The 25,509-nt window shown below is 63.6% G+C and carries 24 protein-coding genes and 1 tRNA gene; 9 read left to right on the forward strand and 16 right to left on the reverse strand.

Translation table 11 applies throughout. The annotated features are described in order from the left end of the window. Positions 1–49: 49 nt before the first annotated feature. Complete coding sequence (locus AC07XM_RS04770) at positions 50–1,021, reverse strand: AraC family transcriptional regulator (RefSeq protein ID WP_016485939.1); 972 nt, start codon at positions 1,019–1,021, stop codon at positions 50–52. A 183-nt stretch (positions 1,022–1,204) separates the two neighbouring features. Here AC07XM_RS04770 and AC07XM_RS04775 point away from each other — a divergent pair, with 183 nt between their 5' ends. After that, complete coding sequence (locus AC07XM_RS04775) at positions 1,205–2,353, forward strand: M14 family metallopeptidase (RefSeq protein ID WP_060518824.1); 1,149 nt, start codon at positions 1,205–1,207, stop codon at positions 2,351–2,353. Positions 2,354–2,470: 117 nt separating this feature from the next. On the opposite strand, the gene AC07XM_RS04780 is transcribed toward AC07XM_RS04775, so the two are convergent. The 7 genes from AC07XM_RS04780 to AC07XM_RS04810 form a co-directional block, all read right to left on the reverse strand. Continuing rightward, positions 2,471–3,445, reverse strand: a complete 975-nt coding sequence (locus AC07XM_RS04780; RefSeq protein ID WP_102689233.1) for a Csu type fimbrial protein — start codon at positions 3,443–3,445, stop codon at positions 2,471–2,473. Continuing rightward, complete coding sequence (locus AC07XM_RS04785) at positions 3,436–5,733, reverse strand: fimbria/pilus outer membrane usher protein (protein WP_095115093.1); 2,298 nt, start codon at positions 5,731–5,733, stop codon at positions 3,436–3,438. The genes AC07XM_RS04780 and AC07XM_RS04785 overlap by 10 nt, the downstream gene beginning before the upstream one ends. Before the next feature lie 108 nt (positions 5,734–5,841). Continuing rightward, positions 5,842–6,618, reverse strand: a complete 777-nt coding sequence (locus AC07XM_RS04790) for a fimbrial biogenesis chaperone (RefSeq protein WP_016485935.1) — start codon at positions 6,616–6,618, stop codon at positions 5,842–5,844. Between the two features lie 40 nt (positions 6,619–6,658). Further along, positions 6,659–7,162 carry a Csu type fimbrial protein gene (locus tag AC07XM_RS04795; RefSeq protein WP_102689234.1) on the reverse strand — a complete coding sequence of 168 codons (504 nt, stop codon included), beginning with the start codon at positions 7,160–7,162 and terminating at the stop codon, positions 6,659–6,661. Between the two features lie 3 nt (positions 7,163–7,165). After that, the gene (locus AC07XM_RS04800; protein ID WP_016485933.1) at positions 7,166–7,699 is read right to left on the reverse strand and encodes a Csu type fimbrial protein; all 534 of its coding nucleotides are present in this window, start codon (positions 7,697–7,699) and stop codon (positions 7,166–7,168) included. Positions 7,700–7,717: 18 nt separating this feature from the next. Then, a complete protein-coding gene (locus AC07XM_RS04805) occupies positions 7,718–8,254 on the reverse strand; it encodes a Csu type fimbrial protein (protein ID WP_095114812.1) in 537 nt (178 codons plus the stop codon). Positions 8,255–8,284: 30 nt separating this feature from the next. After that, the gene (locus AC07XM_RS04810) at positions 8,285–8,812 is read right to left on the reverse strand and encodes a Csu type fimbrial protein (protein ID WP_016485931.1); all 528 of its coding nucleotides are present in this window, start codon (positions 8,810–8,812) and stop codon (positions 8,285–8,287) included. 269 nt (positions 8,813–9,081) lie between these two features. Between AC07XM_RS04810 and AC07XM_RS04815 the strand changes: the two genes are divergently transcribed. The 3 genes from AC07XM_RS04815 to AC07XM_RS04825 are packed head-to-tail and all read left to right on the forward strand — an operon-like array spanning position 9,082 to position 14,206. Continuing rightward, positions 9,082–11,328: an ATP-binding protein gene (locus tag AC07XM_RS04815; protein WP_060518826.1), complete on the forward strand. Its 2,247-nt coding sequence runs from the start codon at positions 9,082–9,084 to the stop codon at positions 11,326–11,328. Between the two features lie 15 nt (positions 11,329–11,343). Next, positions 11,344–11,805, forward strand: coding sequence for a response regulator (locus tag AC07XM_RS04820; RefSeq protein WP_016485929.1), 462 nt, complete (start codon positions 11,344–11,346; stop codon positions 11,803–11,805). Positions 11,806–11,818: 13 nt separating this feature from the next. Further along, a complete protein-coding gene (locus tag AC07XM_RS04825; RefSeq protein WP_102689235.1) occupies positions 11,819–14,206 on the forward strand; it encodes a hybrid sensor histidine kinase/response regulator in 2,388 nt (795 codons plus the stop codon). A 217-nt stretch (positions 14,207–14,423) separates the two neighbouring features. Here the strand turns inward: AC07XM_RS04825 and AC07XM_RS04830 are convergent. Beyond that, a tRNA-Gln gene (locus AC07XM_RS04830) sits at positions 14,424–14,498 on the reverse strand. Between the two features lie 259 nt (positions 14,499–14,757). On the opposite strand from AC07XM_RS04830, the gene AC07XM_RS04835 reads away from it, so the two are divergent. Together AC07XM_RS04835 and zapE are read left to right on the forward strand one after the other, a co-directional pair. Next, positions 14,758–15,000 carry a hypothetical protein gene (locus AC07XM_RS04835; protein WP_016485928.1) on the forward strand — a complete coding sequence of 81 codons (243 nt, stop codon included), beginning with the start codon at positions 14,758–14,760 and terminating at the stop codon, positions 14,998–15,000. Between the two features lie 127 nt (positions 15,001–15,127). Beyond that, positions 15,128–16,198, forward strand: coding sequence for a cell division protein ZapE (zapE, locus tag AC07XM_RS04840; protein ID WP_095114808.1), 1,071 nt, complete (start codon positions 15,128–15,130; stop codon positions 16,196–16,198). A gap of 125 nt (positions 16,199–16,323) precedes the next feature. On the opposite strand, the gene AC07XM_RS04845 is transcribed toward zapE, so the two are convergent. Next, positions 16,324–18,213, reverse strand: coding sequence for a propionyl-CoA synthetase (locus tag AC07XM_RS04845; RefSeq protein ID WP_070086769.1), 1,890 nt, complete (start codon positions 18,211–18,213; stop codon positions 16,324–16,326). Positions 18,214–18,391: 178 nt separating this feature from the next. On the opposite strand from AC07XM_RS04845, the gene AC07XM_RS04850 reads away from it, so the two are divergent. Then, positions 18,392–19,258, forward strand: coding sequence for a LysR family transcriptional regulator (locus AC07XM_RS04850; RefSeq protein WP_102689236.1), 867 nt, complete (start codon positions 18,392–18,394; stop codon positions 19,256–19,258). Here AC07XM_RS04850 and AC07XM_RS04855 read toward each other — a convergent pair. The 5 genes from AC07XM_RS04855 to AC07XM_RS04875 all read right to left on the reverse strand — a co-directional run bounded on the left by AC07XM_RS04855 (position 19,232) and on the right by AC07XM_RS04875 (position 23,264). Beyond that, positions 19,232–20,386 carry an HPP family protein gene (locus AC07XM_RS04855; RefSeq protein ID WP_016485924.1) on the reverse strand — a complete coding sequence of 385 codons (1,155 nt, stop codon included), beginning with the start codon at positions 20,384–20,386 and terminating at the stop codon, positions 19,232–19,234. The two genes, AC07XM_RS04850 and AC07XM_RS04855, sit on opposite strands and share 27 nt — an antisense overlap. A gap of 270 nt (positions 20,387–20,656) precedes the next feature. After that, on the reverse strand, positions 20,657–21,976 hold the full coding sequence (locus AC07XM_RS04860) for an ATP-binding protein (protein ID WP_016485923.1): 1,320 nt from the start codon (positions 21,974–21,976) through the stop codon (positions 20,657–20,659). Continuing rightward, a complete protein-coding gene (locus AC07XM_RS04865) occupies positions 21,973–22,641 on the reverse strand; it encodes a response regulator transcription factor (protein WP_016485922.1) in 669 nt (222 codons plus the stop codon). The genes AC07XM_RS04860 and AC07XM_RS04865 overlap by 4 nt, the downstream gene beginning before the upstream one ends. Next, positions 22,642–22,956, reverse strand: a complete 315-nt coding sequence (locus AC07XM_RS04870) for a PepSY domain-containing protein (RefSeq protein WP_016485921.1) — start codon at positions 22,954–22,956, stop codon at positions 22,642–22,644. After that, a complete protein-coding gene (locus tag AC07XM_RS04875; protein WP_016485920.1) occupies positions 22,956–23,264 on the reverse strand; it encodes a PepSY domain-containing protein in 309 nt (102 codons plus the stop codon). Before AC07XM_RS04875 ends, AC07XM_RS04870 begins: the two co-directional genes overlap by 1 nt. A gap of 193 nt (positions 23,265–23,457) precedes the next feature. Between AC07XM_RS04875 and AC07XM_RS04880 the strand changes: the two genes are divergently transcribed. Next, positions 23,458–24,537, forward strand: a complete 1,080-nt coding sequence (locus tag AC07XM_RS04880) for a patatin-like phospholipase domain-containing protein (protein WP_016485919.1) — start codon at positions 23,458–23,460, stop codon at positions 24,535–24,537. A 53-nt stretch (positions 24,538–24,590) separates the two neighbouring features. Further along, complete coding sequence (gene queD / locus AC07XM_RS04885; protein WP_012271598.1) at positions 24,591–24,947, forward strand: 6-carboxytetrahydropterin synthase QueD; 357 nt, start codon at positions 24,591–24,593, stop codon at positions 24,945–24,947. Between the two features lie 10 nt (positions 24,948–24,957). Here queD and AC07XM_RS04890 read toward each other — a convergent pair whose 3' ends face one another. Further along, positions 24,958–25,440: a DUF1289 domain-containing protein gene (locus tag AC07XM_RS04890; RefSeq protein WP_161775554.1), complete on the reverse strand. Its 483-nt coding sequence runs from the start codon at positions 25,438–25,440 to the stop codon at positions 24,958–24,960. Positions 25,441–25,509 lie beyond the last annotated feature (69 nt).

Genomic DNA, 25,509 nt, shown 5'->3' on the forward strand with positions numbered 1-25,509 from the left:
TTGGGGCCGCTTTGCAGCCCCGATTGGCTTTACTGACTGGTATCAGGCCTTACCTGCCGCGCCTCAACTCAGCCGGGCTTACCCCGAACGCCTGCTGGAAGTACTGGGCAAAACGCCCCGCGTTGCTGAACCCATGGCGCAAGGCTACTTCGGCCACCGACCCGCCCTCCCCGCGCGCCAGTACCTGGCGCGCGCTCTCCAGCCGTACCTGCCGCTGATAACCCACAATCGATGTGCCAGCAAAACGGCGAAAGCCATCCTGCAAGGCGCGCAGGCTGACATTGACCAACCTCGCCAGCTCAGTGCCACTGACCAAGCGCGCCGGGTGCTCGTGCAGATAGGCCATCGCCAGCTTCACATGGCGCGGCGCCAACGCAGGTGCGGGGCTGCGCAAAGCATCGCTATAGGTGTGCGGCCACGCCTCCAGCACCGCATCCACCACCATTTCCTGCAGCCGGGTGGGCATCAGCATGCCGGTATTGATCAGTTGGTCGAACTGCGTACCGGTGGCCATTTCCAGCAACGCACGTATGCCCTGGAACACCGGCAACGCCAGGTCGACCACTGGAGCAAAACACACCGGTGCCGCCAAAGGCTGGCCCAACAACAGTGACAAGCGCTCAGCAAACAACGCGCGCCGTATCGACATGCCGCACTGGGCATGGTTTTCGGCAAAACGCACGGTGCGAATGTCGCGCTTGTCGACCGCCAGCCCCACGTGGGCACCACCAATCGACTCGCCCCGGTGATCGAAAATGATCTTGCCAGCGGTGGGCAGCACGAAGGTGATTTCATCCTGTGGTGTGGGCAGGGTGATGCTGAAATCGCCGCCGTACTGCATGCGGCGCACGCTCATGCCTTCGAAGCGCCCATACACGCCCCCAATGCTGATGCCTTGGGCCAGCGGCGGCATGTCGGCATACAAGCTACCGAACATCTGGGTGAACAGGGCACCGAAATCATCGCTGCGCATGTCGCTTGTGCGAAGCATGAAGGGCTTGCGGGTCAGGCCGGAGTGCACTGTGGTTTCACCTGTGCGAAGGGGGACCCGGATGCTGCCATGGCCGTATGACAGTGACGTTAAAGCGCATTCAGCCCAGCGAGCGTACCCGCGCAGGGCCCGCGTATCACCTGATCGCGCGCAGTAACCCTGCCAAGCCGTGTACAGTACCCCTACAACAACGCCCGCAAAGGAGCCCGGCACATGACCGTGACGCTGTCCCCCCTGCAGATCGACTGCGCTTTCGATTCCGGCAACATCCAGGTACTGGATGCCAGCAACCCTGCCCAGGTGCACCTGGCCATCCGGCCGGATACCCACAGCGGCCACTATCAGTGGTTCCACTTCAAGGTCAGTGGACTGACGCCGGGCCAGGTCCATCGCTTCAGCCTCGACAACGCTTCCGGCTCCTCGTACAAAAACGCCTGGAGCGGTTACAACGCGGTGGCCTCCTACGACCAGCAAACCTGGTTCCGCGTGCCCAGCCAGTTCGACGGCACAGCGCTGTCGTTCGAAGTGACAGCGGAGCAGGACCAGATCTGGTTCGCCTACTTCGAACCCTACCCACGCGCGCGTCACAACCAGCTGATCGAGCGTGCTCGCCAAATCCCTGGGGTCGAGTTGCTGGCCAGCGGTCGCAGTGTGCAGGGCCGCGATATTCCCCTGCTGCGAGCCGGCGATGGCGCGGCTGGCAAGCGCAAGCTGTGGCTGATTGCCCAGCAGCACCCGGGTGAGCACATGGCCGAATGGTTCATGGAGGGCGTGATCGACCGCCTGCAAGCCAACGACGAGGTGCTCCAGGGCTTGCTGGCCAAGGCCGACCTGTACCTGATCCCCAACATGAACCCCGACGGCGCGTTCCTCGGTCACCTGCGCACCAATTTCAAGGGCAAGGACCTCAACCGTGCCTGGCAGGACGCCAGCGTCGAGCTGACGCCGGAGGTATTCTTCGCCCAGGCGCAGATGAAGCAGTACGGCGTGGATGCGTTCATTGACGTGCATGGTGACGAAGAAATTCCGCACGTATTCACCGCCGCCTGTGAGGGCAACCCGGGCTACACCCCACGGCTGGCAAAACTCGAAGAGCAGTTCCGCAGCCTTTTGTGCAGCGTGACCCGCGACTTCCAGACCGTGCACGGCTATACCCGCGACGAGCCCGGGCAGGCGAATACCACGTTGGCCTGCAATGCCGTGGGCATGGCCCATGACTGCCTGTCGCTGACGCTGGAGATGCCGTTCAAGGACCACGACGACGCGCCCGATGCGGTTGCCGGCTGGTCGGGGGCGCGCTCGAAGGCACTGGCCGGAGCGGTGCTGAAGACCCTGGCGGAGATGGTTGGCGACTTGCGCTAGCCTTGCCTCACGCGGCCCCGGCAATCGGTGCTGGGTCTGCCATCTCGGGGCTGCTGCGCAGCCCTGTCGCGACACAAGGCCGTTCCTACAGGGAACCGAGGCAGGAATGGGGTTCAGTCAAAACTGCACATCCAGTATCACGCTGTCGGAATAGGTGGCTGCCGGCGGTGTAGCCTGGTCGGTATAGACCTTGGCGTTGTAGTTGAACACCTGGCTACCCGTGCCTGTACCCGCGCCGGGGTTTACGTCGGCATCCGTGCTGGAGCGTCTGGCGGCACCCGATGAACCCCAGCGCACCGTCCCGGAACTTTTGAAGATGTCATACGCCAGGTAGTTGTTGGCCGCCGACTTCATTCGCCGGCGACCATTGGCCACGTTCTGCCCGTCATTCAAGCCCACCGTATACCTGCTGCCCTTGGTGCACGAAACGCTCAGGCTCTGGCTTACTGTGCCGAACCCGGCCACCACCGGGGCGCTGGCGAAATTGATGTCAGGCGTGGTGATCTGGCAGTCGTTCGTCACGGTCAGGCTCACGGTAAGGCTCGCAGAGCCAGCGCTATTGTCACGCCCGATGCAAAGCCCACCGATGGCAATCCCTTCGCAATAGTTCCATGCCCACCCCAGCGACAGGGTTTCCTGGTACAACCCCGCTGCAACGTTACTGCCAATCTGTGTGCGGATATAGAGCGGCACCGCCTTGGGCGTGCCGTTGAGCAGGCCGAGCAGGTCGAGAATACCGGTGCGACCAAACTCGAAGGCTACATTCCGGGTAATCGGGAAGTTGGTGGTGGCATCGGCATACAGGGTGTAAGGGATAACATCACCGGTAGGCCCTACCAACCCGCCAGTGGCCGGGGTCACGGTCAGCTTGAACGAGTCACTGCTGCTGAGCACACTCAGCACCGTTCCGTTGCACTGCAAGCCCGCGTTGCTGGTAGAGGCGGCTTGGCTGGCCAGGCGTACCTGGGTCGAATTGACTGCGCCGAACAGCACCGGCAAGGTCGACACTACCGTGCACTTGGCCCAGGCCGAGCCAGCCCACAGCAGCAGTATAACGGCCGACAACATGCGCCAACCCGTCTTCATCTGCATACCAACGGGCCAATCAGGGGGATCGAACCTTCAGCCTTGGGCAGGTCGAAGGCCACCTCACAATGTCCACCACCCTCAACCTCTACCTGCAGGCTGTTATGCGGCGAGAGGTTCTCCAGGTACACCAGCCCATCCCAACCGACCACCGCCTGGCTGCCGCTTTCAGCATGGGTAACGCGGCTACCCAGCTTGAGCGCCTGCTGGTTGCTGTCCACCAGTTCGACACTGGCCGCCATCACACGCTTGAGCGGGAACTCCAGCAGGTAGCCACTGCCCCGTCGTACCGCCACCCGCTGCTCGACGCTTGGCGCGAGGACGTCCGGCGGCAGGTCCATGGGGTCGATTTCATATTTGCCACGGTAGTAACCGCTGCTGTACGGCACCAGCAAGTGCCCATTGCCATCGGTACGGCCGACCTCCTGGTTTTCATAGCGCACCGGCACATCGGCGTAGCCTGCGGTACTGACCACCACGAAGGCATCGTCGATGCGGTTGGCGGCGAACACCCCGGCATCCATCCACACCAGGGAGCCACTGGCATCGGCCCAGCGTGTCATCTCGCCGCTGCTGCCATACACACCGGCTTGCAACTGCACCGACTGCAAGCGCCAGGTGACGTCTGCCTGCCGGTAGGCATCACGGTCGCTGCCTGCCGCATAGCCCAGGTTGTAGCCGACGCCGACACCCGCCGGCACCGCATGGCTGTAGTTCACCCGTTGCAGGGTCTCGCCTTCTTTGCTGCGCTCCATGCCCAGCGCCAGGGTGCCGTGCAGGTCGAACGGGATCACCAGTTGCGCCTGCACGGCCCACTGGCTGTCACCCACTTCACGGTTGGCAGACAGGTACACACTGCTGCTGCCCCATAGCGGCCTGCTGTAGCTCAGGTTGATCAGCCGGGTACGCGTGCCATCCCCGGCGCGCACGTCGAAGTAACCGGCGCCAATGCTGCCGTACTCGTTCAGGTTGAGGCTGAGGGTGACCTGTTCGCTGCTTTTGCTCAGTTGCATGTCCTGGGAGTCGACCCGGGTCAGGTCGGCATAGTCGCCGCGGCGTTGCAGGCGCTGGTAGCTGAAGCCGATGCGCTGGCTGTTGTACTGGTAACCGAGGGCAACCTGGTGGCCTGTGTCACCGTCGAAGCGGCTTTGCGCCAAGGCGGCGTTGAGCACGCCGAAGGTGCCCAGGCGCATGTTGCCGCCCAAGCCGCCAAGCATTAGCGACTCGGCTGTTTCGGCGTGGGTTTCCAGGGTGAAGGTGTCGCTGAGCCCGTAGCGCAGGCTGCCCGAGGCAACACCCGGCCCGTAGCTGAAATCGCGCACGGCGTAATCACGCCGCAGGCTACCGGCGGCCACCGAGTAGTCAGAAAGGCCCTTCTGCAGCAAGCTGCTGGTGACATAGAACGGCAAGGTGGTCGACACCTGCCGGCCCAGGGCGTCCGTGGTGACCACCACCGCCTCCCCGGCACCATTGATGAACGGCACGTTGGTCAGGGTGTACGGGCCCGGCTGCAGCTCGGTGGTGCTGGACTTGAACCCGTTTATGAACAGGTCGAGCGATGTCGGCACCGCTGCTTCGCCTGCGAACGCCGGCAACGGGTAAGTGACCAGATCGGGGCGCGCAGCGAAGTCGCGCGACAGCTGCACGCCGCCTACCCGCACAGAACTGCTCCATGGCAAGGCCCCGGTCACGAAATCACCGGCTTCGTAAGTGAGCAGGCGCTGTTCGTCGGTGAAGCGCCAGGTGGTGTCGTAACGCATGAAGCCTTGGCGGGTATCGTCCGCCTGCGCGCCATTGAATGACTGGCGCCATTGCCCGGTACTGGAAAAGGTCCCCCAACTGTCGAACAGGCGCAGCTCGTTCCAGGCTGCCAGGTAGGTGCCGCCTTCATCGGTGTCGTTCAGGTAGAGGTCGTAATTGAACAGGGCGCCGAAACTGCTGCGCGCGTCGCTGGCCGGGTACAGGTTGCGATCACCCACCTGCTGGTCTGGCAACCAGGCCGGCGGTACCTGCAACAGCAAACGCTGGTTCTGGCTGTCATAGTCGGTGTGTAGCCCCGCGATGCTTTCCAGGGCTACCTCGCCTTGGGGGTTGCCCGGCAACGAGATACCGGCTGCCCGCAATACCTCGCTGCCCAGGTACAACTGCCCGGCCCGCTGCTGCACCGGCACCAGTTCAGCCCTTGGCATCTGGTTCACCACCAGGTCGAGGTACAGGGTAGCGTCGGCGATGGCGGACATCTCCGTGGGTGGCGGGGGCAGGTCGTCGGCCAGCGCCAGCACCGGGCTGGCCATGGCCAGCAACAGGCACCTGCGGCGCGTCGTCGCCAAGAGCCATTTCACACACGGTTTCCAACCATCGCCGGGTCCTCCCTGGCCCCTGCACTGCATTCAATCGTTGACTCATTGGCCTTGGCGGATGGCGTCCGCTGCGCTCTGGCCATTGACCCTGCCCTTCAGCACGCTGCCGCTGGAGGCCGCCATGGGAGCAGGCCAGCGCATGCTGGCGCCCGGTAGCACATAGCCCAACAGGCCTTCAGCCAGTGGCTTGCTCTGGCTGCCTTGCTGCACCACTACATCGGTCAGCCGCGCATGCACGGGGCCGGTGTTACGCAGTTCAACGTAAGGTTTGCCCTGCACCGTCACCGGCCGCCAGCTGACCTGCGGCTTGCCCACGCCCTCGGCATTGCGTTTGCCTTCAGGGTCGGCCTTACCCCAAAGCCCTTCGCCATAAACGAACAGCGGCACCGAATAACGCATCTGCAAACGAATGGCCGCCGTGGCACCGGGCTCGGCCTTGTCGACCGGGATGGCGGGCGGGATCTCGTCGATGATGATGCGGTAGGCCTGCTCCTGGCCGGCAGGTGAAGGGCCAGTTCGGGTCAGGCGGATCAGCTGCTTTTGCCCGGGGGCAATGTTCGCGACAGGCGGGCTGCCGATGATCTCGCGCTGCGCCTGGAACTGCTCCTGATAATCACCCTGGCGCCAGGCGAATACCCGCACCTGCAGGTTGGCCGGCGCAGTGCCCCGGTTTTCCAGCCACAGTGCACCGGCCTTCTGGTCGGCCTCCAGCACCGGGTCGATCGGCCAGATCAGCACCGAGGTGGCTGCCCCGGCCGGCAGGCTCGCCAGCCAGAACAAGCCTATCAATCCACGCGCCCACTTCGCGCCTGCCCGCATGCAGCTCTCCTTAGACACTTGTCGTTGGTGGCGCTGGCGATTACCAGGTCACCGTCACTTGCACCACATCGGTGTAGGTCCCAGCCGGTAGCACGCCGGTCAGCTGGACCCGCCCGTAGACCGGCAGCTTGATCGCCGTCGGGTCGGAATAGCTCACGGCCACGCTTTGGCCGATGCCCAGGCTCTGGCTGTAGGCCGCGTCCCGGTACAACTGGTAAGCCAGCACTTGCGTGCCGGAGGTGCGCTTCAAATTGCGTGTGCCACTGGCACTGTTCTGCCCACCGTCCAGGCTCATGCTCATGGCCACGCCCGGCGTGCACTGGAAGGTCACTGTAGTGCCACCCAGCGACGTGCTGAGCAACCCCTTGGAAAGCGCCGACTGCGAGCCATAATCGAGCGTGCCGTAACTGGTGACACCGCCCACCACCAGGCACCCGGCAACCACCTGCGCTGTGACTGTGAAGGTACTGGTGGTCACCGCCCCCAACGGGGCGGCCAACAGCATGCCGACTCCGGCCATGCCACCTGCCAGCCAGCCGCGCATGGCTCAGAACGACAGTTCGACCGAGATGGTGTCGCTGTAGACTCCTGCAGGCAGGCCCGCCTTGCCCACGGCCTTGCCGTAGAGGTTGACGGTCTGGGCCACGCCCGTGCTGGTCGGCAGGGTGATGGTGCCGTCAATGGCCAGTAAGGTCGTGCGCCCGGTGTCGGTGTACAGGTCATACGGCACAAAGTTGCCGGCCCCATCGGCGAGCGCACGCGTGCCACCGCTCGACTGGCCGTCATGCAGGCCTGCGCGCACCTTGATCGCAGGCACCGTACCCGCCGAGCACAGGATGCTCATGGCACCGCCGCCGCCGCCGAGCACCTGGGCATTGGCGGTGACGAACAAGGCATCCTGGGTACCGAAGTTCAAGGCACCGAAGTTGAGCCCCGACGTCCCCGAACTACCATTTACCTGGCACGCCGAAATCAGCGTCAGGGTCGAGTTGATGCTGCCGGTCACCGTGGCGGCCTGGGCCTGTGAAGCCAAGGCCAGGCCCAGGCCTGCGAGCATGCAGCATGTAAGGTTCGTTCGCATCGGAGTCTCCTTGCGTGGTTACCAGTCCAGGGTCACTCTGAGGGTGTCGCGGTACAGCCCGGCCGGCAGTGCACGCGCTGGTGCCACTACCACGCCATAAATCGGGATTGGCACCTGCTGGGTGCTGTTGATGGTAAAAGCACGCGCTTGGCCGATGGCGTAGCGGCTATTACCGCCTGGGTCGACCGCCAGTTGATAAGGGATGAGTTCTCGGCCATTACTCAACCGGCGCACCCCGTCGTCGCCATTCAGTCCACCATTGATCCGTACATTAAAGGCCCGCACTTCGGGCGTGCAGCTGATCTGCAGGGTGCCCGCGCCGCCCGCCTCATCAACCCGGCTGCGCAGGGGCTGGTCCCAGTTCGGGCCGCGCTCGCCAAAATCCAGCACCCCTGGGTTGCCCAGCACAGCCGGTTGCGTGTCGTTGCTGCTGATCTGGCAGGCTGCACTGATCACCAACCGCGCCTGGATGAAACCGGTGGTGCTGCCGTGCGCCTCACCGCCGGGAACCAGCAGCGGGCCAAGGGTTAGCAACAAGATCGAGATGCGGTTCATGGCGTGGCGTCCTTGAGCATGGCGGCGTCCCTACCAGGTGACCGTGACTTTAAGCAGGTCGGCGTAAACCCCTGCATTCGGCACCCACGCCAGTTTGTCGATGCGTGCGTACAACGGCAGCTCCACCGAGCCACTGCCCGGCACCCTTGCCGACTGGGCGACCCCTACCGCAAGCGGCTCACGCCAGGCAGCGTCGCGGTACAAGCGATAGGGGATGGGCCGAGCCGTGCGGTCGTCGCTGGCCAGGTAGCGCAGCTCGCCGGCGCCACCATGCTGGCCACCATCGACACGCACCTGATACGGCGTGTCCGGATTGCATTCAAGGCGCGGGGGACGCTGGCTGAGCAAAACACCGCTCATCGGCGCGCCGGGGCCGTCCAGGCGTGCCGACGAGCCCAGGTCAATGCGCCCGAGGGCCTGGGCACCCGCGTCGCGGGGCTGGTTGACCAGCATGCAACCGCGCTGCACCAGCACACGCACTTCCACGAGAAAATCCGCTGCTACGGTACTGCCGCTGAACAACAGGCCCAATACCGCTGCCATTAAGCGCTCCGTCACCTTGTTATCCTTGTCGAAACGTCCTGAACAGAGCGTAGCAGTGAGGCAGGGCAACGACGGTGGCACCCAACCGTTTTTTGGTATTAGCGATAAAGCGATAGCGCCCCGTTAAAAAAAACCCGAAACGGCGCAGAACCACAGGCGAACTCCATGTCTCCAATGGCCGAGGGCCGGTAAATGTGCCTGGTTTCTGGTAGGCTGAAGAGCGTTCATCCAGCGCCAGGCGCCTATGCCATACATGGACGGACATGACAGGAGCGTTTTCATTGATGACTGCAGACACCACGCTGGCAGAAGCCATGGAGCGCTGTGCCCGGGAACCTATCCACGTCCCGAGCAGCGTCCAGCCCCACGGTTTTCTGCTGGTGCTGGACCCCATCGACCTGTGCGTGCTGCAGGCCAGTGAAAACGTCGAGCACTGGCTGGGCTTGCCGGCCCGTGAACTGATCGGTTGCCCTTTCGCCAACCTGGTCAACGATGGCTTTGACCTGCACACGCAACTGGCACGGCTGCCTGAAGATGAAATCTTCCCCTTTCACATCGGGGATGTGCGCTTGTCCCAAGGTGCGCCTTACGGCACCCCGCTGCATTTGCTGGTGCACGGCCACGACGACGTACTGATTGCCGAATTCGAACCTCCGTGTTTATCGCCGGAACTGGCGGGGCAAGGCGACTATTACCCGCTGGTGCGCAACTTTGTCGGCAGCCTGCAATTGGCCAGCAGCCTCGAAGACCTGCTGCAGCAAACGGTGTTGCAGCTCAAGCGCATTACCGGCTTTGGCCGGGTCAAGGCGTACCGTTTCGATGCCGAGGGCAACGGCCAGGTACTGGCCGAGGCGGTTGACCCAAGTTACCCCGCTTACCTGGGGTTGTGCTTCCCGGCTGCAGACATCCCGCGCCAGGCGCGCGAACTGTACCGGGTCAACCGCATCCGCGTGATCGAGGATGCCAACTATCAACCCTCGCCCCTGCTCCCGGCGCTCAACCCACGCACCGGCAAGGCACTGGACATGAGTTTTGCCGCGCTGCGCAGTGTCTCGCCGGTGCACCTGCAATACATGCGCAACATGGGTACGCTGGCTTCGATGTCGCTGTCGATCGTGGTCGACGGCGAGCTGTGGGGGCTGGTGTCCTGCCACCATCAACAGCCGCGCGCGGTGGACCTGCGTACCCGCACAGCCTGCGAGTTGCTGGCCAGTGTGCTGTCGCTGCAGATCGAATCGCGCGAGTCCCATGCCAACACGCGCAAGCTGCTGGCATTGCGCCAACACATCGTGCGCATGATTTCGTCCATGGCCGACCACGACAGCGTCAGTGATGGCCTGCGTGACCTGCCCCAGGTGTTGCTGGCTTTTGCCGATGCCCAGGGCGCCGCCGTCATCTCGGCCGAACGCTGTGACCTGATCGGCCAGACGCCGCCTGAAGCCCAGGTGACCGCGCTGGTGCACTGGCTTGGCCAGCGCGGCGAAGACACTGTATTCCACAGTGACAACGTGCGCCGCGACATCACTGACCTGCCCGAGCTCGCTGCCCATGCCGGCGGCGTACTGGCGGTGGCCATCTCGCAGATCCACTCGCACTACCTGCTGTGGTTCCGGCCAGAGCAAGTGCGCACGGTGAACTGGGCGGGCCAGCCGATCAAGCAGGTCGGGCCGCAGGGCAACCTCGACCCGCGGCACAGTTTCGAACGCTGGCAGGAAGAACTGCGCGGCTACAGCGAGCCTTGGGACCCGCTGGTGATCGAGGGCGTACTGGAACTGCGCACCGCCGTGCTTGGCATCGTCCTGCGTAAAGCAGAAGAACTGGCCCAGCTGGCGGGTGACCTGCGCCGTTCGAACAAGGAACTCGAAGCGTTTTCCTACAGTGTTTCCCACGACCTGCGCGCCCCCCTGCGGCACATCGCGGGCTACACCGAACTGCTGGGCGAACTGGAAGGCCAGGGCCTGAGCGAGCGCGGCAAGCGCTTCCTGAATCATATCGGCGAAGCGGCGAACTTCGCCGGTAGCCTGGTCGACAACTTGCTCAACTTCTCGCAGATGGGCCGCTCGGCCCTGCGCCTGTCCGACGTGGACCTCAATACGCTGGTCGATGCCATTCGCAGCGAGCTGGCCCCCGATTACGAAGGCCGCGCAATCGTTTGGGACATCGCTCCGCTACCCAAGGTAATTGGCGATCCGGCCTTCATCAACCTGGCGCTGCGCAACCTGATCGCCAATGCAATCAAGTACACGCGCGGCCGTTCACCTGCACACATCGCGATCAGTGCGGTGCTGCATCCGGGCGAAACCGAGATCTGCATTCGCGACAATGGCGTGGGCTTCGACATGGCCTATGCAAGCAAGCTGTTCGGTGTATTCCAGCGCCTGCACCGCATGGAAGACTTCGAGGGCACAGGGATTGGCCTTGCCAGTGTGCGCCGCATCATCGAGCGCCATGATGGCCGGGTCTGGGCAGAAGGCCAGACCGACCAGGGCGCAAGCTTCCACTTTACCCTCCCCCGAAACACTGCTACCTGAGGCACCGCTACTATCATGCTCAAACCCATCCTGCTGGTCGAAGACAACCCCCGGGACCTGGAACTGACCCTGCTGGCCCTGGAACGCAGCCAGTTGGCCAACGAGGTCATCGTGCTGCGCGATGGCGCCGACGCACTCGACTACCTGCTGCGCCGCAACAGCTATGCCACACGCGATGACGGCAACCCTGCCGTGCTGTTGCTGGACCTGAAACTGCCCAAGGTCGATGGCCTGGAAGTGCTGAAGGAAGTACGCGCCACTGCCGAACTGCGCAGCATCCCCACGGTAATGCTGACCTCCTCGCGGGAGGAGCCCGACCTGTTGCGTGCCTATGAACTTGGGGTCAACGCCTACGTGGTCAAACCGGTAGATTTCAAGGAATTCGTCGCCGCCATTTCCGACCTCGGGATATTCTGGGCAGTGCTTAACGAACCGCCACCCGGCTCACTGCGGCTGAATCGTCGCGGTAGCAATTGAGGCCGCCGCAACGATGCAGCAAACACCATTGAAACTGCTGATGGTCGAAGACAGCTCGATGGACGCCGAGCTTACCCTGATGCGTCTGGAGCGCAGCGGGCTGCATGTGCAGTCACAGCTTGTGTTCGACCATGTGGGGGTTGAACATGCCCTGCGTGAGGCACGCTACGATCTGATCCTGTGCGACTGCGTCCTGCCGGGGTCGTCTGGCACCGAGGTGCTGGCCATCTCGCAGCGTTTGGCACCGGACACTCCGTTCATCTTCTTGTCTGGCATCTACGGCGAAGAGCACGCGGTGGAAATGATCCGCCTGGGCGCCACTGACTATGTGCTGAAGAAGAACCTGCCACTGCTGCCCAAGGCGGTACGCCGGGCCCTGACCGAAGTGCAGGAACGCCAGCGCCGGCGCCGCGCCGAAGAGGCCCTGGTCGACGTCGAAGCACGTGCGCGGATTGCCATCGATGCCGCCGGCATGGGCACCTGGGACCTGCGCCCACAAGAGCACCTGTTGCTGTGGGACGACCGCTGCAAGATCCTGTTCGGCCTGCCTGTCAGCACCGAAATGAGCCTTGAAGTGTTCTACGACGGCATCTACCCGGACGACCTGCCAATGGTACGTGAGGCCGTGGAACACGCCATGCGCCCGGAGAGCGGCGGCCGCTATCGGGTCGAATTTCGCATCGCGCAACCCAACGGCCTGGAACCACGCTGGTTGCTCAGCAGCGGCCAGAGCCAGTTCGTCGATGGCCAGTGCGTGCGTTTTTCCGGCGTGCTGCAGGACGTCAACACGCAACGCCTGGCCACCCAGGCGCTGCGTCAGCTCAACGAGATGCTGGGAGAAAGGGTCGAGCGCCGCACCCGCGAACGCGACCGTGCCTGGGAGCTGTCGCAGGACCTGCTGGCAGTGTTGAACAAAGACCTGACCCCAGTCGCACTGAACCCTGCATGGGAAGCCAGCCTGGGCTTCTCCCGCGAGCGCCTGAGCCAAACGTCATTGCTGCACCTGCTGCCCGAGCCCGACCAGGAACTGCTGCTGACCGAATTGGCCGCCCTCGCCCATGGCCGTACCAGCGTACGTTTCGTCGGCCGCATCCTGCACGCCGGCGGCCAGCAACGCTGGCTGTCGTGGGTGGTGGTGCCTGAAGACACCCTGCTGTACGTGGTGGCACGCGACATCACCAGCGAGCGCGAAGCCGCCTTGGGCCTTGCAGAGGCCAACGCCCGCCTGCGTGAACAGATCAACGAACGCGAGCGCATCGAGGCGGCGCTGCAGCAGATGCAGCGGCTCGAAGCAGTCGGCCAGCTGACCGCTGGCGTGGCCCACGACTTCAACAACCTGCTGACGGTGATCCTCACCGGCGCCAGCTTCCTTGAGCGCGACCTGGCCAAGGCCGACCTGGACAAGGCCCGCACGCGCCTCACCCACATCCGCGAAGCGGGCGAGCGTGGCGCCAAATTGACGTCGCAGTTGCTGGCTTTCTCGCGCCGCCAGCGCCTGGAGCCGGTAGCACTTAACCTCAACCAGACCCTGACCGGCCTGGAAGAACTGTTGCGCCGCACATTGGGGGGCAACGTCTCAGTGCGCCTGGACCTGGACCAGGCCCTGTGGCAGGCACTGACCGACCCCACCCAGACAGAGATGATCATCCTGAACCTGGCGATCAATGCCCGCGATGCCATGCCTGACGGCGGCCAACTGACCCTGACTACCCGCAACACCCGCATCGACACCCGCCCGCAACGCCCGGAAGATCCGGATCCCGGCGAGTATGTAATGCTGAGCATCCGCGATACCGGCTGCGGCATGAACGAAGAGGTGCTGACCAAGGTATTCGAGCCGTTTTTCACCACCAAGGACATCGGCAAGGGTTCGGGCCTGGGTCTGGCCCAAGTGTTCGGCTTCGCCAAACAGTCCGGGGGAGGCGTGCACATCGACACCGCGCCTGGCCAGGGCACCCAGGTGGCGGTGTACCTGCCAGCAGTAAAGGACCAGGCCGTCAGTGAGCCCGTGGTACCGATGCTCAACCAGCCAGTCAGCGAAAGTGGCCGCAACCGCACGGTGTTGCTGGTGGACGATGACCATCTGGTGCGTGACATGCTTGGCGATGTGCTGCGCCAGTATGGCTACCAGGTGCGTCAGGCGCACAGCGGCGAGCAGGCATTGGCGTTGCTGGACGATGAAATCGATCTGCTGCTTACCGATTTCGCAATCCCCGAATTCAACGGCGCACAATTGGCGTTGGCTGCGCGCGAAGGGTACCCCCAGTTGCCGGTGGTGTTCCTGACTGGCTATGCAGAGCTGCAAGGGCTGGAGCTACCGGGCAGCGTGGTGATCCAGAAGCCTGTGCAGAGTGATCAGCTGGCCAGGGTGCTGAACGAGATGCTGGGCATTACCGGGTAACCCGCGGCTGTAAGAGCGGCCTTGCCGGGGCGCCGGACCGGTCGGATGGGCTGCATGGCAGCCCCAAGGATTGCAGATCCCCGGGGCTGCTGCGCAGCCCATCGCAACACAAGGCCGCTTCTGCAGGGATTGCGGACAGATGAGAAAACTGCGGAAACGACAAAACCCAGCGCCTATTTTTCTAAGCACCGGGTGACATACGTTTTAATCTGAAAAATGGCAGGGGCGGCTGGATTCGAACCAACGCATGGCAGGATCAAAACCTGCTGCCTTACCGCTTGGCGACGCCCCTGTATCGGATGCAGCATTCGCTGCTCTGACAATTCCAACTGAGTGACAACTGGGTTGTTGTCTTGGAATGCGCGGCACTTTAACAACAAACTTTCGGTCTGTGAACCCCCTGATGAAAAAAAATTACCAAAAAACAGCGGGTTAGTCATTTCAGTGGTGCGAGAACGACCATCCGTCGCTTTCCTTCCGCTTCGCTTCAACACAATCGCATTCCTCCCTTCCAATCAGATAAGCCCATTGCATTGACCAAGGAGGACCTCATGCCTGTCTCCCACGACCTCTACCAGGACCTGCACTACCCGCGTGAAATCGTCCAGCAACGCCGCCAGCAGGACAAGGCGCTTGACCGGCTGCTGGACGAGTATGTGGACATCGACAACCAGGTACTGGCCGCCGAATCGATCTCGGCGGGCAACTTCGTCGACGAAGACCTGCGCCACCTCAAGGAGCGCCGCCTGGCAGTGAAGTACATGATCGAGCGTCAGCTGGAGCGCAAGGGCTAGGCAAAGCGGGTGTGCGGCCCGACCTATCGCATGAAGTGATCATTGCCGGTCACTTTCTGTATTAGTCAAAACGGCCGCCCTCGGGCAAGCTGCACGCTGCCCCGCCATCGCCCAAGGAGCGTTGCCTGTGTCTGCCTGGATCCCTGCCCCACTGCGCCAGCTTGGCCAGCGCCTGCGCGGCGCCCCCGTCAACCAGAGCGAACTGCTTGACGGGTTCGAGGACAAAGCCCGAAGCCGGGGTTACCAGCTCAGTGACGGCCAGCGACAGGTGATCCACTGCATGGCCGAACAACTGGTACTGCTTGAACACGGCCAGCCGCGCAGCCTGTACCTCTATGGGGCGGTGGGGCGCGGCAAGAGCTGGCTACTGGACGGCTTCTTCCAGGCGGTGCCGGTCGAGGCCAAGCGCCGCCTGCATTTTCATGACTTCTTTGCCCGCCTTCATCAGGGCATGCACCGCCATCGAGCCCTGGACGATGCGTTGGGCGCGACCCTCGACGAACTGGTGGGCGGCTGCCAGGTGTTGTGCTTCGACGAATTTCACGTGCATGACATCGGCGATGCCATGCTGCTTACTCGCTTGTTCAACGCGCTGTTCGCCCGTGGCGTGTTCCTGCTGGTGACCTCCAACTATGCACCCGAAGGGCTATTGCCCAACCCGCTGTACCACGAGCGCTTCCTGCCGGTAATCCGTCTGATCAACGGGCGCATGCAAGTGCTGGAAGTGGGTGGCGACACCGACTTCCGTAGCTTGCCAGCCAATCGCGAGCACCAGCGGTTTACCCAGGGCCACTATGTATGGCCAGGGACGGCAGCACAGCGCCAGGCGCTGAGCGTGCCGCACGAGCAGCCGGTCATGCTTGAAGTGAACAAACGCCCGCTGCGTGCGCTGGCTATCGATGGCCGGCGGGTGGTACTTGGCTTTGACGATTTGTGTGAAAAAGCCACCGCGGTGATCGACTACCTGGCGCTGGCGCAGCAGTACGATGAATGGATCATCGATGGTCTGGATGACCTGGCGCAGTGCTCGCTGGCGGCCCAGCAGCGCTTCGTCAACCTGGTGGATGTGTTGTATGACCAGGACCGACAGGTGACGGTGATTGGCAAACGGCCGCTGGAAGAGAGCCTGGGCGGCCCACTCGCCGACCTGATGCGTACCCGCAGCCGGCTGGGGCAACTGCACCAGGTAGCCCCCTAGACCTGAATTGCCCGCACCGGCCTCATCGCCGGCAAGCCGGCTCCCACAGGTACCGCGCAGGCTTCAGGGTCTGTGACCAACCTGTGGGGGCTGGCTTGCCGGCGATGAGGCCCTGAGGTCAAGCATCAACCCGCCCTGGGCAAATCCGCCAGCACCGCCTCGATCTCCCCAAGCACCGCCGGGTCGTCCAGGGTAGAAGGCGGTACGTAATCCTGCCCATCGGCAATCTTGCGCAGCACCGCGCGCAAGATTTTCCCCGAGCGGGTCTTGGGCAGCCGCTTCACCAGCCGAACCCGGTTGAAACAGGCCAGCGGGCCAATCGACTCGCGCACGCTACCCACCAGGTCCACCAGCAACTGCGCCTCGGCAATGCCCTCGCCGTCCTTGAGGACAACCAGCGCCAACGGCACTTGCCCTTTGATTTCATCATGAACGCCAATCACCGCACACTCGGCCACTGCCGGGTGGCAGGCCACCAGGTCCTCCATTTCGCCGGTAGACAGCCGGTGCCCGGACACGTTGATCACGTCATCCGTGCGCCCCATGATGTAGACAAAACCGTCATCATCCAGAAAGCCGCCGTCGCCCGTGTGGTAATACCCCGGGTAGGTGCGCAGGTAAGCCTGCAAGTAACGCTCGTGGTCGCCCCACAGGGTCTGGCTGCACCCAGGCGGCAGTGGCAAGGCAATGACGATCGAGCCCTGGTGGTTGGGGCCCAGCAAGTGGCCCTCGTCATCCAGCACACGCACGTGATAACCCGGCACCGCCCGGTTGCTTGAGCCCGGCTTCGCCGCACTGCCTTCCAGCCCCACACAGGGCGCGGTGACCGGCCAGCCGGTCTCGGTCTGCCACCAGTGGTCGTGCACCGGTTTGCCAGTGACCCGCTCCAGCCATTCATGGGTGCTGGAATCGAGCTTCTCACCCGCCAGGAACAGCTGGCGCAGCGAGCTGAGGTCGTGCCTGCGGATCAACTCGCCCTCCGGATCTTCCTTGCGGATGGCACGCATGGCGGTAGGCGCACAGAACAGCGCGTTGACCTTGTACTGCTCCACCACCCGCCAGTAGGCCGAAGCATCCGGGGTGCGGATCGGCTTGCCTTCGTAAAACACGGTGGTGCAGCCGCTCATCAGCGGCCCATAGACGATCAGCGAATGGCCGACCACCCACCCTACATCGGAAATGCCCCACCACACGTCGCCGGCCTGCATGCCATAGATATGGCGCATGGCATAGCACAGCGCCACGGCATTGCCGCCATTTTCCCGGACGATGCCCTTGGGTTTGCCGGTGGTACCCGAGGTGTACATGATGTACAGCGGGTCGCCGGCATCCAGCTCGACCGGTGCCACCGGCTGGGCGCCGGCCAACGCTGCCTGCCAGTCCAGGTCGCGGCCTGGGTGCAGTGCAGCCTGCGCCTGCGGTCGTTGCAGCACCAGCACATTGCGCGGCTGGTGCCGGGCCAGCTGCAGGGCGCGGTCGACCAGCGGCTTATAGGCAATAACCTTGTCGAATTCCAGCCCGCAAGATGCCGTCAACAGCAGCGTGGGCCGGGCGTCATCGATGCGCAAAGCCAGCTCGTTGGCGGCAAAGCCGCCGAACACCACCGAATGCACTGCACCGATCCGCGCGCAGGCCAGCATGGCCATGGCCGCTTGCGGCACCATGGGCATATAGATGATCACCCCGTCGCCCTTTGTCACCCCTAGCTGGCGCAGCAAACCGGCCAGTTGCGCCACTTCATCGCGCAGCTGGTTGTAGGTGTAGGCCTGCTGCACGCCGGTGACTGGCGAATCGTAGACCAGCGCCAACTGCTCGCCACGGCCCTGCTCGATCTGGTGATCGAGGGCCAGGTAGCAACTGTTCAGGCGGCCGTCGGCGAACCAGCGGTGGGTACCGTCAGGGTTGTCTTGCAGGATGACGGCAGGCTTGCGGTGCCAGGCCAGGTGCGCGGCCTGTTCCGCCCAGAAAGCGGCAGGGTCGGAAATGGAATGGGCGTAGCTGTGCTGATAGCTCATATCGAAGGGAACCCGGTACTTGTTGTTATTGAAGGGCGAACCCTGAGTATGGACCGCTACACCCGCGCCGCCAGGGGACTAAAGTCACAACCGACCTGCAAATTTGCAGACAACGCAAAAACGCCCCATAACGGTGCAAAGCCTCTAGAATAGGCCACCCTCAGCCACCGAGCAGCCCATGGACATCGATCAGGCCCGAACCTTCCTGGAAATCGTGCGTTGCGGCAGCCTGGTCGCCGCCGCCGAACGCCTGTTCGTGTCACAAACGGCCATAACCGCCAGGGTTCAGCGCCTGGAGCAGCAACTGGGCTGCCAGCTGTTCGTGCGCAGCCGCAACGGCGCCAGCCTGACCAGCGATGGCGAGGCATTCGTCAGTTATGCCAACCAGCTGGTACAAACCTGGGAAGCGGCGCGACGTGACCTGCCGCTACCTGAGGGCTGCCAGCAAGTGCTGCATGTGGGGGGAGAAGTGAGCCTGGGCAACCCGATGCTGCTCGACTGGGTCAGCGCCCTGCACCGTGAGCTGCCCAGCCATGCCATCCGCAGCGAGGTGAGCGACGGCGAGTCGCTGCTGCGCAAGGTCGAGATGGGTTTGCTGGACGCTGCGCTGGTGTACCAGCCGACCTACGGGCCGGGCCTGCAGGTGGAACAGTTGATGGAAGAGAAGCTGATCCGCGTGCGCCGGGTCGACCGGCCAGAGCCCTATGTCTACATCGACTGGGGCGAGGCCTTCCGCCGCCAGCACGATGCCGCCCTGCCCGACTGCGCCCGCCCGGCGCTCAGCTTCAACCTGGGCCCACTGGCCTTGCAGTTCATCCTCGATCAGGGCGGCAGCGGTTATTTTCGTACGCGGGTGGTGCAGGCTTACCTGGACAGTGGCGTGTTCGAGCGGGTACCGCAGGCACCGGAATTCACCTACCCGACCTTTCTGGTATACCCACGCAAGCGCGACAGCGAGGCCCTGCAACAGGCCCTCGCCATCCTGCGCCGGCTGGTCGCCGCCGGCGCCAGCGACTGGTCACAACGCTGGGACCCGGTTATCTGAGGCCACGGCTTTGCTGAGCAGTTGCCGCTTGAGGCCGGCGATGAGGTCGGTCTGGGTGATTACCCCCACCAACTGGTCGCCATCGAGCACCGGCAGGCAGTGCAGACCTTGCTCGCACAGCAACGGCAGCAGGCACTCAAGCGGGTGCTGACTGCTGACACTGACCACCCGCCGGCTCATCACCTGCTCCATGCGTACCGCCTTGCGGCCGAACAGCCCCCGCCAGCTGAAGCGGCCATGCTGCATCGCCGGGCCCACCAGGTCGCTAAGGCTGACGATGCCCACCAGCCTGCCCTGTTGCAACACCGGCAGGGTTTTCAGGTGGTGGCTGGCCAGCATTTTCCAGGCCTGCTCGAGGGTAGTCTGGGGCGTGGCAAACTGAACATCGCGCGACATTACCGAGGCCGCGGTAATACCGCCAAGGCTGCGCTGCAGGGCGTGCTGCTCGGTGGCCAGGAGGATGCGCTCCAGCTCGTCACGGGTAACGTCGACGAACTCACCCAACTCTTCGAGGGCCTGGTCCAGGTCCTCGCCACGGATGCCGACCCGTTCACTGGGCTGTCGGTCGTGGGTGTGGTGCGAGTCTTTGCGTACCGCGACGCCTTTCGGGTAGCGCACCCCGGTGAGGCGGTTGTAGAGCACCGCCACGCTCACCAGGATCAGTGCATTGAGCAGGATCGGCTCAAGCAGGTGATCACCCATGGCGGTCAGCCCTGTGTCGGCCAGCACTGCACTCACCGCCACCCCGCCACCCGGCGGGTGCAGGCAGCGCAGCAGGCACATGACCAGGATCGAGATACCCAGGGCCGCAGCGGCCACCCACAGTTCCGGGCCAAAGCCTTGGCGCAGGGCCAGGCCGACCGCGCCAGCCAGCGCGTAGCTACCCAGCACCGGCCAAGGTTGGGCCAATGGGCCGGAATGCACGGCGAATACCAGCACTGCCGAGGCAGCCAGCGGGCCCAGCAGGTGCAAGGCGATGTCGGGACCGTAGGCCATGCTGGTCAGCCAGCCCGCAAGGAACAAACCGAACACCGCACCGATACCGGCACGCAACCATTCTTTTGGAGGGGTATTCAGAGGCGCCGGCAACAGGCGCTGCAGACGGTTTTCGGAACGCGAGGCAGACATTTAGGTAATCGGGATCTTTGCTATTTCTGATTAAAAAGAAAGCCCAGCCGAGCTGGCCTGGGCCTCGTATTGCGCGTGCAATACCACAAGGGGCTCCGTCCGTGGAGAGATGGAAACCGCAGGGTTTCGTGAGGGGGATTTTGCCGGGTGGAGGGAAATTGGGCTAATTCAAAAAACTGCGGCTGTACTGCAATTTTTTTGCAGTACTGATAGGACCAAAGGGGCGCTGCGCGGCCTTGTGTCGCGATGGGCCGCACAGCGGCCCCAGCATTACCGGGCCTTGCGCGGCAGGTCAATGCTCACGCGCAATCCGCCCAGCGGGCTCTCTTCCAAGGCCAGTTGCCCACCCCAGGCGTCGACGATATCGCGCACGATGCCCAAGCCCAGGCCATGCCCGTCCACCTGCTCGTCCAACCGCGAACCACGCTCCAGCACTTGCTGGCGCTGGCCCTCAGGGATGCCGGGACCGTCGTCATCGACCCACAGCTGATAACCCTCGGCACTAGGCGCAATACCCAGTCGCACCTCGCTGTCAGCCCACTTGCAGGCGTTATCCAGCAGGTTGCCCAGCAGCTCCAGGAAGTCTTCACGGTCCCATGGCAATAACAGCCCGGGCGGCACATCACTTGCCAACAGCAGGCCTTCTCCGTGAATCATGCCCAACGTGCCCAGCAACCCCGGTAGCTCGGCGTCACAATCGAACTGCGCGCCTGGCAACGCGTCACCCGCCAGCCGCGCACGGTTCAGCTCGCGCGCCAGCCGCTGCTGAATCTGCTCCAGCTGCTCGCGCATCTGCGCGCGGACTTCGGGCAAATCCTTCAGACGCTCGCTGGAGGCCAGGCTCAGCAGCACTGCCAACGGCGTCTTCAGCGCATGCCCCAGGTTGCCCAAGGCATTGCGCGAACGGCGCAGGCTATCTTCGGTATGGCTGAGCAGGTGGTTGACCTGCCCCACCAGTGGCGCCAATTCGCTGGGCACCTCCTCATCCAGCTGCGAGCGCTGGCCCTGCTGCAGTTGGGCGATTTGCTGGCGTGCCCGCTCCAGCGGCCGCAGCGAGCGGGTAACCGTGATGCGCTGCAGCACCAGGACCAGGATCAGGGCCACCAACCCCATGCCCAGGCCGATCTGCTGCAAGCGCCGGAAGCCTTCGCGCACCGGCGAATAGTCCTGCGCCACGCTGATCGAGATGTCCTGGCCCAGGCGCCGGTAGTCGGCGCGCAGGGCCAACAGTTGCTGGCCTTCCGGGCCGAGTTCATGACTGTCGGAGAGCCCGGGCGCCGAAGGTTTCGGCATGTCCAGATCCCACAGCGAACGGGACCTCCAGGTACCTTTGTCGAAATCGATGCGGAAGTAGTAACCGGAAAAGGGCCGCTGGTAGGCAGCCGAAATACGGCGCTCATCCAGCTGCAGGCCGGACGGGCCACGCACCAATGCCACCAGCAGGTTCTCGCTTTCCTTGCGCAGGCCGTTTTCCAGGTAGCGCTGCAGGCCGGCTTCGAACAGCCACAGAGTCAGTTGCGCCAGCACCACGCCCACCACCACCAGCACCGCCACCAGGCCAAGGCTCAGGCGGGCCTGGATCGACTTCACTCAGCGCTCCCGGCATAGATATAGCCCTGCCCGCGACGGGTCTCGATCACGCTACGGCCCAGCTTGCGCCGCAAGTGATTGACGTGCACTTCCAACACGTTGGAGTCACGCTCGGTTTCACCATCGTAAAGGTGCTCGGCCAAGTGGCTCTTGGACAGGATCTGCTGCGGGTGCAGCATGAAGTAACGCAGCAGCCGGAACTCCGCAGCAGTCAGCTGCACATCCACGCCATCACGGCTCACGCACTGACGGCTTTCATCCAGGTGCAGCCCGGCCGCCTCCAGTTTCGGCTGGTTGGCCAGGCCCCGGGCACGCCGCAGCAACGCCTGGATACGCAATTGCAGCTCCTCCGGGTGAAACGGTTTGCTCAGGTAGTCATCGGCCCCGGCCTTCAACCCTTCGATGCGCTCGGCCCAGGAGCCACGGGCGGTGAGGATCAGCACCGGGGTGGCCAGGCCGGCAGCGCGCCACTGGGCCAGTACGTCCAGGCCCGGCAAGCCAGGCAGGCCAAGGTCGAGAATGATCAGGTCGTAGGGTTCGCTCTGGCCTTGGTAGACCGCGTCTCGGCCGTCGGCCAGCCAGTCCACGGCATAGCCCTGGCGCTGCAGGCCAGCAGTCAGTTCGTCAGCCAGCGGGACATTGTCCTCGACAAGCAACAGGCGCATTCAGTCGTCTTCCTCGTCTTTGAGCAGGGCACCGGTGCTGGCATCGAGCTTGATCTCGCGCACCACACCTTCAGCCGTCAGCAGCTCGACTTCATATTCGTAGCGATCGTCGTCTTCTTCCAGCTCGGCTTCCAGCAGGCGCGCCCCGGGGTAACGCCCCAAGGCGGTTTCCAGCAATTGCTCAAGCGGCAGGATGACGCCCTTCTGGCGAAGCTTCAGGGCTTCGTCCTGGTCAAGGTCGCGGGCAGCGGCCAGAGAGCATACGGCCAACAGCGCCAGCGCGAGGTAGCGCGCTGGCCGCGGTAAGTGAATCATCAGCTGTCCCGCTCGTCCTTCAGCACTTCACCGGTCTTGGCGTCCAGGTCGACGTCCCATTCGACGTTCTGGGTGTCACGCATCTCTACCTTGTAGATGTAGCGACCGTATTCGTTTTCCAGCTCCGAGTCGGTGACGGTGGCACCGGGGTGCTTGGCCACGGCGGCGGCTTTGAGCTCATCCAGCGACTTGATGGTCTTGGCGTTGACCAGCTTGACCACTTCGTCAGGCTGTACATCCTTGGCGAAAGCAGCATTGGCCCCCAGGGCGAGGGCGGTGGCGGCGAACAGGGCAGTCAAGGTTTTCATCGTTCTTCTCTCCTGAGAACTGTGTAAGTTGTCTACGCAATCAAGACTAACCACCGGTCCTTAATTGAACCTGAAAACAGCTGGCGGCATGATAGCGCAGTTACACCTTCAGACAGACTCGGTCTGCAGCTGGTGCAGCCAGTTGTGTAGGCTATGACGGCCCTTTCGCACCGACATGCCCGAGAGATCCGTCATGAGCGCCATCCACATCAAGTACCCTGCCCTCACCTTCAAGGCCGGCCAGCGTGCCCTGCAACACATCCGCGAGCGCGGCCTGCAAGCCGCCGATGTCGGGGTGCTGCCGGGTGCAGCCGGTGGGCCCAAGCCGCTGGGTATCCAGGGGCTGGACCTGGCACTGTTCGGCGAGTGGCTGCCTTCGGCACCCCGCCAGCGCGCCCTGATAGGCGCTTCGATCGGTGCCTGGCGCTTCGCCAGCGCCTGCCTCGAGGACCCCATCGCCGGTATCCGTCGGCTGGGCGAGCTGTACACCGAACTGGATTTTGCCAAGGGCGCCACCCCGGCCGAAATCAGCCACAGTTGCCAACGCATGCTCGACGACCTGCTGCAGGGCCGTGACGCCCAACTGCTGGCCAACCCGCACTATCACCTGAATATCCTGGTAGTGAAAAGCCACGGCCAGCTTGCCCACGACCATCGCGGCCGGCTGGGCCTGGGCCTGGGCTCGGTAGTTGCCAGCAACCTGCTTGGCCGTTCGCGGCTGGCGCGCCACTTCGAGCGCATCATCCTGCATGACGGGCGCGCCGCGCCGCCGCTCGACGCACTGACCGACTTCCCCTCACGCTACCTGCCGCTGGACCTGACCAACCTGCGCCACGCCCTGCTGGCCTCGGGTTCGATCCCCATGGTCATGCACGGCGTGAAAGACATCCCCGGTGCTGGCGCCGGCACCTACCGCGACGGCGGCCTGCTCGACTACCACCTCGACCTGCCCTACCGTGGCGACGATCTGGTGCTGTACCCGCACTTCACCGACAAGGTGGTACCGGGCTGGTTCGACAAAGCCTTGCCTTGGCGCAAGGGCGATGCCACCCGCCTGCAGAACGTGCTGCTGATGACCCCTTCGCCGCAATACCTGGCCGCCTTGCCCTACGGCAAGCTGCCCGACCGCAACGACTTCAAGCGCTTCCTGGGCGATGCACCAGGCCGCAAGCGCTATTGGTACAAGGCCATCGCTGAAAGCCAGCGCCTGGGCGACGAGCTGCTGGAGCTGGTCGCCACCGGGCGGCTGCATGAACGCCTGCAAGCCTTGTAACGGCCATGCTGGTAGACTGCGCGCATTATTGATTCACACAGAGTTATGACAGCGTGGAAATTTTCAAGGAATTCACATTCGAATCGGCCCATCGCCTGCCCCACGTCCCTGAAGGGCACAAATGCGGCCGCCTGCATGGCCACTCGTTCAAGGTCGGCCTGCACCTGACCGGCCCGCTCGACCCGCACACGGGCTGGATCCGCGACTTCGCCGAGGTCAAGGCGATCTTCAAGCCCATTTACGAGCAACTGGACCACAATTACCTGAACGACATCCCTGGCCTGGAAAACCCGACCAGCGAAGTGATCGCCAAGTGGATCTGGGACCAGGTCAAGCCGCTGATGCCAGAGCTGTCGAAGGTGCGCATCCACGAAACCTGCACCAGTGGTTGCGAATATACCGGCGACTGATTCGCCCTGCTCACTGGCCCTGCGCGCTGCCCATGGCATCGCGCAGGAAGCTGGGGGCGATGTAGCGCTGGTAATGCGCTTCTGAAAGCAGGAAGAACTCGCGATCGATGGCGTCGCGCAGTTGCGGCAGTTCCCAGCCACGGAACTCCGGCAGCAACACCATGCCGTAGGCCTCCAGGTCACGGATCATCCGCGCCCCGCGGGCTATCAGCTGGTAAGCCCAGCAATATTCCGACTGCTGATCGACAAAGCGGATGGAGCGCTGCTCCAGTTGCTGGCGCAACAGGCTTTTGTCGAACACTTCCAGCTTGGCCATCATCACCTGTACCAGCAACTGCTCAAGGCGCAGCCACACCGCACGCTTCTGCGCGTCGTCGTAGCCGTTCCAGTTGATCACTTCGTGGTGAAAACGCTTGCAGCCACGGCACACCGTGTCTCCGTACACCGTGGAGCACAGGCCGACGCAAGGGGTTTTGATGGACTTGTTGGACATGAAAAACAACAGCTTGGCGGTGGAACACCGGCCCATGTTAGCCCTTTGTCTAACCAGGGTCACTCGTTA

The sequence above is a fragment of the Pseudomonas sp. GW460-LB5 genome, from assembly GCF_059423245.1.